This is a genomic window from Frankia sp. R82, assembly GCF_023716925.1.
Classification (GTDB): domain Bacteria; phylum Actinomycetota; class Actinomycetes; order Frankiales; family Frankiaceae; genus Frankia.
The window spans coordinates 1-9,042 of sequence record NZ_JAMQQG010000364.1; the positions used below are offsets into that span (position 1 = coordinate 1).

The 9,042-nt window shown below is 75.2% G+C and carries 1 protein-coding gene; it reads right to left on the reverse strand.

Annotated elements, in window-relative coordinates; genetic code table 11:
- On the reverse strand, positions 1-9,042 hold a 9,042-nt coding region (locus ND747_RS28835), incomplete at both ends, for a type I polyketide synthase (protein ID WP_251737409.1).

Consider the following 9,042-nt stretch of genomic DNA (forward strand, 5'->3'; position numbering starts at 1 on the left):
ACCGAGCGCCGTGGCCAGGCCGGACGCCGGCACCGTCGCCACCCCGGCGGCGTGCAGTCCGGCCAGGATCGCGGCCTGCGCCGGAAGGTCGTCCGCCCGGGTGAGCAACGCCCAGGATCCGTGGCCGGTGGGTTCCGCCACCCGGGGCAGCGGCACGGTCGTGGTCGCCGGCAGGGCGGACCAGCGCAGCCGGAACGGGCCGTCCTGCGCCGCCGGCGCACCGGCCAGAGCCGCCGCGGCGACCGGCCGCAGCACCAGCGACTCCACCGTGGCCACCGGGTGCCCGGCGGCGGTGGCGACCACGACGGCCACGCCACCCGACCCGGTCGGCGTGATCCTGACCCGCAGCGCTGACGTGCCGGTGGCGTGCAGCCGCACCCCGGTCCACGAGAACGGCAGGACCCCGCCGTCGCCCTCCTGCATCGTGAAGGCGACGGTGTGCAGCGCGGCGTCGAGCAGCGCGGGGTGCAGACGGAACGCTGCCGCCTCGGCGCGCTGGGCGTCGGGCAGGCTCACCTCACCGAAAATCTCCGGCCCGCGCCGCCAGGCGGCCCGCAGGCCCCGGAAGGCCGGACCGTAGTCGAACCCGTTCGCGGCCAGGCGTTCGTACAGGTCCCCGGTGTCCAACGGCTGCGCATCGGCCGGCGGCCAGCTCCGGAGATCCTCCGCCGAGCCGACCTCCGCCGAGCCTGCGTCCGCCGGTGGTGCGTCCGCCGGTGGTGCCCCCATCGGAGACACGAGGCCGGTGGCGTGTCGGGTCCAGCTTCGGTCCCCGGAGTCCACCGGGCGGGAGTGGACGGTGACCGGGCGTGCGCCGTCCGCGTCGGGGCCGCCGACGGTCACCTGGACCGACACCGCCCCGTCGGGCGCGAGCACCAGCGGCGCCTGCAACGTCAGCTCGTCGACGCGGTCGCAGCCGACCTGCTCCCCCGCCCGGATCGCAAGCTCGACAAAGGCGGTGCCCGGCACCAGGATCGTCCCCGACACCGCATGGTCGGCGAGCCAGGGCACCGTCCGCGCACCGAGCTGGCCGGTGAACAGCCAGCCGTCGGACTCGGGGAGCTCGACGGCAGCGCCGAGCAGCGGATGGCCCGTGGCTGTGAAGCCGGCGGCGGGAGCACCCGTCGGCGGGGGCGCGTCGAGCCAGTACCGCTCGCGTTGGAAGGCGTAGGTCGGCAGGTCGACCCGGCGGGCGTCGGCACCGGCGAACACCGCGGGCCAGTCGACGTCCACCCCGTGGACGTGCAGGGACGCGACCGCGGTCGCGAGCGCCACCGGTTCGGGCGTGTCGCGGCGCAGGGCCGGAACCCACACCGCCGCCTGCGGCGGCCGGATCTGCTCGCCCAGCACGGTCAGCACGGCGTCGGGCCCCAGTTCCAGATGCGTGCGCACGCCGATCCGGTCCAGTTCGCGCACCCCGTCGTGGAAGCGGACGGCCTGGCGGACGTGACGCACCCAGTAGTCCGGCGAGCAGAGCTCCTCGGCGGTGGCGAGGCGTCCGGTGACGTTGGAGACGATCGGGATCGTCGGCGGAGCGTAGTCGAGCGTGCCCGCGAGGGCACCGAAGCGGGCCAGGATGGGGTCCATCCGTGGGGAGTGGAAGGCATGACCGACCCGCAGGCGGCGGACCCGATGGCCCTCGCCCGCCCAGCGGGCCGCCAGGTCCTCGACGGCGTCGGCATCACCAGAGATCACAGTGGTCCGGGGGGCGTTCAGCGCGGCGATCCCCACCCGGTCGCCGAGGCCGTCGATCGCTGCCAGCACCACGTCCTCGGACGTCGACACCGACAGCATCGCGCCGCCGGCGGGCAGCTCGCCCATCAGCCGGCCCCGCGCCGCGACCAGCGCGCAGGCATCCGCCAACGACAGCACCCCGGCCACGTGGGCGGCCGCGAGCTCCCCGATCGAGTGGCCGAGCAGGACGTCCGGGACGATCCCCCAGCTGGCGAGAAGCCGGAACAGCGCGACCTCGAACGCGAACAGCGCCGGCTGGGTGTGGGCGGTGTGGTCCAGGTGCCGCGCCTGCGGGGTGCCCGCCGCGGCGAACATCACCGCGCGGGTCGAGGTGCCGTCGAGATGCGGGTCGAGGTGGGCGCCGATCTCATCCAGGGCGTCCGCGAACACGGGGTGGACGTCGGCGAGTGCCCGGCCCATCCCCGCCCGCTGGCTGCCCTGCCCGGTGAACAGGAAGGCGAGCCGGCCGGCGGGGCCACCCCGCCCCGCGACCACGCCGGCGATCCCGGTGCCGGCCCGTCCCTCGGCGACCACGGTGAGACCCGCACGCAGCCGCTGCGCGTCCGATCCGACGACGGCGGCGCGATGCGGGAGCGTGCCACGCGTCGTCGCGAGCGAGAACCCGACATCGGCGGGGCGCGCCCGCGGGTGTTCGTCGAGCCACGCGAGCAGCCGGGCGGCCTGCTCGGCGAGTGCCGGTTCGCCGCGCGCCGACAGCGGCCACACCACGGCCGCCGACGCCGGGGCGGCCTCACCCGCCGCTGCCCGCGGTGCCGCCGCGCCCTCCGGCACCGCGCCCTCCGGCAACACCGTGTCATCCGGCAACACCGTGTCATCCGGCGCGGATTCCAGCACCAGGTGCGCGTTGGTGCCGCTGATCCCGAAGGATGACACCGCGGCACGACGCGGACGACCGTCGGGTGTCGGCCAGCTCCGCCGTTCGGTCAGCAGCCGGACGGTGCCGGTGGACCAGTCGACGTGCGGGGTCGGTTCCTCGACGTGCAGCGTCGCGGGCAGCATGGCGTGCCGCATCGCCAGCACCATCTTGATGACGCCGGCGACGCCCGAGACGGCCTGGGTGTGGCCGATGTTGGACTTCAGCGCACCCAGCCAGAGCGGCCGGTCGGCCGGCCGGTCCCGCCCGTAGGTCGCGAGGATCGCCTCGGCCTCGATCGGGTCACCGAGCGCCGTGCCGGTCCCGTGCGCCTCGACCACGTCGACGTCGCCGGCCTGCAGCCCGGCGTTGGCGAGCGCCTGGCGGATCACCCGCTGCTGGGCCGGCCCGCTCGGGGCGGTCAGCCCGTTGCTGGCGCCGTCGGAGTTCAACGCCGAGCCGCGGATCACCGCGAGCACCGGATGGCCGGCGCGGCGGGCGTCGGCGAGCCGCTCCACGAGCAGCAGGGCGACGCCCTCCGCCCAGCCGGCCCCGTCCGCCTGGGCCGAGAACGCCTTGCAGCGGCCGTCCGGCGACATGGCCTGCTGCCGGCTGAACTCGACGAACGTGCTCATCGTCGACATGACCGTCACCCCGCCGGCCAGCGCCAGCGAGCATTCCCCGCGGTGCAGTGCCTGCGCGGCCAGATGCAGTGCCACCAGGGCCGACGAGCAGGCGGTGTCGACGGTGACCGCCGGCCCCTCCAGACCGAAGGTGTAGGCGATGCGGCCCGAGGCGACGCTGCTGGCACTGCCCGTGGCGAGGTAGCCCTCGAACCCCTCGGGGGCCCCGTCGAGCCGCGTCCCGTAGTCGTTGTAGCTGGCGCCGACGAAGACCCCGGTGTCGGTTCCCCGCAGTGTCGCCGGGTCGATTCCGGCCCGTTCGAGGGCCTCCCACGAGGTTTCCAGCAGCAGTCGCTGCTGCGGGTCCATCGCGAGGGCCTCCCGCGGGGAGATCCCGAAGAAGCCGGGGTCGAAGTCGGCCGCGTCGTACAGGAAGCCACCGCCGCGCGCGTAGTAGGTTCCCGCCACCTCGGGGTCGGGGTCGTACCGGCCGGCGACGTCCCAGCCGCGGTCGGTCGGAAAGTCGCCGATGACGTCGACGCCGTCGCGCACCAGCGACCACAGGTCCTCCGGCGAGCGGACCCCGCCGGGCAGGCGGCAGCTCATCGCCACGATCGCGACGAGGTCGTCGTCGGGGGCCGCCGTGCCCACGGCCGGTCCACCGGCGGCCGGTACGGCGGTGCTGGCCCTGGTTGCGCCGGCGGCGATCGGGACCACCCCGTCGAGCAGTTCGGTCTCGAGATGGCGCGCCAGCGCGGTCGAGGTCGGATGGTCGAAGACCAGCGTCACCGGCAGCCGCAGTCCCGTGGCGGTGGCCAGCCGGCTGCGCAGGTCGACGGCGGTCAGCGAGTCGAAACCGATGTCGCGCATCGCCCGGTCCGGGTCGATCTCGTCCGGTCCGGCGTAGCCGAGCACGGCGGCGACCTGCGTGCGCACCAGCTCGGACAGCCGCCGCTGTCGGTCGGCCTGCTCCAGCCCGGCGAGCTCGTCGACCAGCGACGAACCGGCTGCCGCGGTGACACGTCCCCCGGTCCCGGCGGTGGCGGCGGTGGGGCGTTGGTGGGCCGCGGCGAGGTCGGCGACCGCCGCCGGTGTCCGTGCGGAGCTCAGGGTCGCGACGAGGCGCTCCCAGTGGATGTCAGCCACCACCGCGAACGTGTCGCCGTGGTCGAGCAGCTCACGCAGTGCCACGACGGCGAGGGACGGATCCATCGGGGGCATGCCCTGGCCGCGCAGCCGCTCGGCGAGCTCGTCGGTCAGCAGACCGCCGCCTCCCCAGGAGCCCCAGGCCACGGAGGTGGCGACCAGACCATCGGCGCGGCGGCGGCGGGCCAGCGCGTCGAGGTAGGCGTTCGCCGCGGCGTAGCTGCCCTGGCCCGGACCGCCCACCGTGCCGGCGAAGGAGGAGAACAGTACGAAGGCGGACAACGGGAGATCGCGGGTCAGCTCATCCAGGTTCGCCGCGGCGATCATCTTGGGCCGCAGTACCGCAGCCGCCCGTTCAGGGGTCAGGCTGTCGATCACACCGTCGTCCAGGACACCGGCCGTGTGCACCACCGCCGTCAGCGGATGCTCGGCGGGCACACCGGCCAGCAGTGTGGCCAGCGACGAACGGTCCGCGACATCACAGGCGGCGACGGTGACCGCCGAGCCGAACGCGGACAGCTCGGCGACCAGCTGTGCCGTCTGCGTCGCCTGCGCCGTCCCCGCCTCGCCTGCCCCCCGCCGGCTGACCAGCAACAGGTGTGGGGCGCCGTCGTGGGCCAGCGACCGGGCGACCAGTCGACCGAGGGTCCCGGTACCGCCCGTGATCAACACGGTGCCCGCTGGTTTCCAGGCGTCGAGCTCGGTGACGCCGGCCCGAGGGGTGGCCCGGGCCAGCCGCCTGCGATACAGCCCGGCCGGCCGCAGCGCGAACTGGTCCTCCACGACCGGAGCCCGGTCCTCGTGCGGCCCGGCGCCGGGCCCGGTGACCGATCCCGGCCCGGTGACCGCCGCGCGGAGCCGGGCGGCGCCACGGGCGTCGAGGGAAACGCCGTCCCCGGCCGGGGGAAGGTCGACAAGACCACCCCAGCGTCCCGGGTACTCCATGCTCGCGACGCCGCCGAGCCCCCAGTACAACGCCTGCCCGGGATCGACATGGGTGTCCGCTCGCCCGACCGACACCGCCCCTCGGGTCAGGCACCACAGCGGCGCGCCGATTCCGACGTCTCCGAGTGCCTGGAGCAGGCCGATCGAGAGGGCCAGGCCGATGGGTACCGCCGGCCGGCCGGTCCCATCGGTGCCGTCCGCCGGGTCGGTGCCGTCCGCGGCCAGGGCCAGCAGGGACAGCACCCCGGCCGGCGGCCGGTCGGGGTCGGCGAGGCCCGCCCGCAGGCGTTGCGCGATCGCGGCGCGGGCGGTGTCGAACGCGGTGACGGTGGGCGGTGGCGTGCCGTCCTGGGCCGCGAACGCGGCGACGACCCGGTCGACCAGGTCCGCGTGTTCGGTGGCCGCCGGCACGACGACCAGCCAGTCGCCGGCCGACGGTGCCTGCGGTCCCGCTGGTGTCACCGGTACGGGTGACCAGGTCACGTCGTAGCGCCAGGACGAGATCGCCGACTGCTCGGCCTGACGGCGGCGCCAGGCCGACAGCAGCCCGAGCGCCGGGCGCAGCGGTTCGACCGCGTCGGTCCCGGCGAGCTCCATCGTCGTGGCGACAGCCGCCAGATCCTCCTGTTCGACCGCCGCCCAGAACCGGCCGTCCACCTCCGCGTGGGAGCCACCGGGCCGCGACGTGCCACCGGTCGGCCCGGACGCCGCCTCGGCCGTGGTGTCGACCCAGTACCGCCGCTCCTGGAACGGGTAGGTCGGCAGCGGCAGCGGCACCGGCGGCCGCGGGACGGGCCCGGCGAACACGGCCGGCCAGTGCGGTTCCGCTCCCTGGACCTGCGCCTCGGCAAGGGAACGGAGCAGACGAGCCGGGCCGCCGTCATCACGGCGCAGCGTCTCGACCACCGCCGCGGCGCAACCCGCGACCGTGTCGATGGTCTCCTGCACGCCCATCGTCAGCACCGGATGGGGGCTGATCTCGATGAAGATCTGATGCCCGGCCTCGAGCAGGGCCCGGGTCACCGGCTCGAACAACACCGGCTCGCGCAGGTTGCGCGCCCAGTACTCGCCGTCGAACGCGGCCGAGTCCAGTAGGTCGCCGGTGACCGTGGAGTGGATCGGGATGTCCGGCTCCCGCGGCGTGATCGGGTCCAGTGCCCGCACCAGCCCGTCGCGGACACCGTCGACCTGGGCGGAGTGCGACGCGTAGTCCACCGGCACCCGGCGCACCCGTACCCCGTCCGCCTCGCAGGCGGCCAGCAACCCGGCCAGCGCGTCCGGATCACCGGAGACGACCGTGGACGACGGCCCGTTCACCGCCGCCACCGAGAGCCGTCCGGCCCAGGACGCGATCCGCTGTTCCACCTCGGCGCGCGCCAACGCCACCGACGCCATCGCGCCGAGCCCCGACAGCTCCGCGCCGACCACCCGGCTGCGGACCACCACCACCTGCGCGGCGTCGCGCAGGCTCAGCGCGCCCGCGACGCACGCCGCCGCGATCTCCCCCTGCGAATGACCCACGACCGCCGTCGGCGCCACCCCGAACGACCGCCACACCTGCGCCAGCGACAGCATCACCGCGAACAGCACGGGCTGCACGACGTCGACCCGGTCGAGGGACGGCGAGCCCGGTTGCGCGCGCAGGGTGTCGAGCAGCGACCAGCCCGTCAGCGGATCCAGCGCCGCCGCGCACTCCTGCATCCGGGTCCGGAACACCGGGCTGGCCTCGAGCAGCTCCACCCCCATCCCGGTCCACTGCGCGCCCTGGCCGGGGAACACGAACACGATCCGGGGGTCGGCGACGGCCACGCCCCGCGCCGTGTTCGCGGCGACCTCGTCGCCGGCCAGAGCAAGCAGCGCGCTGCGGAAGTCCGCGCGGTCCGCGGCGACGACGACCGCGCGGTGCGCGAACGACGATCGGGTCGTCGCCAGCGCGTACCCGATGTCGCGCACATCGTCGTGCGGCCGGGCGTCGACGTGCTCCAGCAGACGGGTGGCCTGGGCCGCGAGGGCGACCGGGCTCTGGGCACTGAGTACCCACGGAACCGGCACCGCGGCCTCGGCCGGCGGTTCGGCCTCGGCCTGTGCCGCCGTCGGTGCCGGTGTCCCGCCGGGCTCGGCGCCGGCAGCCGGCTCGGCCTGCTCCAGGATGGCGTGCGCGTTGGTGCCGGACAGGCCGAAGGAGGAGACACCCGCACGGCGCGGACGCCCTCGCCGCGGCCAGGGTTGAGCGCTGGTCAGCAGTCGCACGGCGCCGGCCGACCAGTCGATGTAGGGCGACGGCTCGTCTGTGTGCAGGGTGCTCGGCAGCACCCCCCGGTCCAGGGCGAGCACCATCTTGATGACGCCCGCGATGCCGGAGGCGGCCTGGGCGTGGCCGATGTTCGACTTCACCGAGCCCAGCAGCAGCGGCGCGGCGGCGGGGCGGTCCTGGCCGTAGGTCGCCAGCAGCGCCTCGGCCTCGATCGGGTCGCCCAGCGTCGTGCCCGTCCCGTGTGCCTCGACGGCGTCGATGTCGCCGGGTTCCAGGCCGCCGCTGGCGAGTGCCTGGCGGATCACCCGCTGCTGGGCCAGCCCGTTGGGTGCGGACAGGCCGTTGCTCGCCCCGTCCGAGTTGATCGCGCTGCCGCGGATGACGGCGAGCACCGGATAACCGGCCCGGCGGGCGTCCGAGAGCCGGGCGAGCAGCAGCGTCCCCACTCCCTCGCCGAGTCCCATCCCGTCGGCCCCGGCGCCGAACGCCTTGCAGCGCCCGTCGCGGGCCAGGCCCCGCTGCCGGCTGAACTCGACGAACGACACCGGAGAGCCGATCACGGTCGCGCCGGCGGCCACGGCGAGCGAGCACTCCCGCGACCGCAGCGACCGACAGGCCAGGTGCAGGGCCACCAGCGACGACGAGCAGGCGGTGTCCACCGTGACCGCGGGCCCCTCCAGGCCCAGGGTGTAGGCGATCCGTCCGGACAGCACGCTGGTGGCGGAGCCGGTGACGAAATGGCCCTCGCTGCCGGCCGGGATGCGGTCCATCGACCCGCCGTAGCCCTGGTAGGCGGCACCGACGAAGACACCACTGGTGCTGCCGTGCAGCGTCGTCGGGTCGATGCCGGCCCGTTCGACCGCCTCCCAGACGGTCGCCAGCAGCAGGCGCTGCTGGGGGTCCATCGCGGCCGCCTCCCGCGGCGAGATCCCGAAGAACGCGGCGTCGAACGCGGCGGCGTCCAGCAGGAAGCCGCCGTCGCGGACGTAGCTCTTCCCGGGACGGTCGGGATCGTCGTCGAACATGTCCGGATCCCAGCCGCGGTCGGTCGGGAACGGCGAGATCGCGTCGACCCCGCCGGCCACCAGGTCCCACAGGTCCTCGGGTGTGCGGACGCCGCCGGGGAAGCGGCAGCCCATCGACACGATGGCGATCGGTTCGTCGGTCAGGGCGGCGTCGCCGGCCGGCGCGGGCGGCACCGGGACCGGGACCGCGGCGGGTTCCGCCGCTACCTGCGCACGCAGATGGCGGGCCAGCAGCTGCACCGTCGGATGATCGAAGACCAGGCTCACGGGCAGCCGCAGGCCGGTCGCCGCGCTCAGCCGGTTGCGCAGGTCGACGGCGGTCAAGGAGTCGAACCCGAGCTCACGCAGCGGCCGGCCGGCCGCCACGGCGTCGGCGTCGGCGTGGCCGAGCACCGCGGCGGTCTGGGTCCGGACGAGGTCGAGCACGGCCCGGTCGCGGGC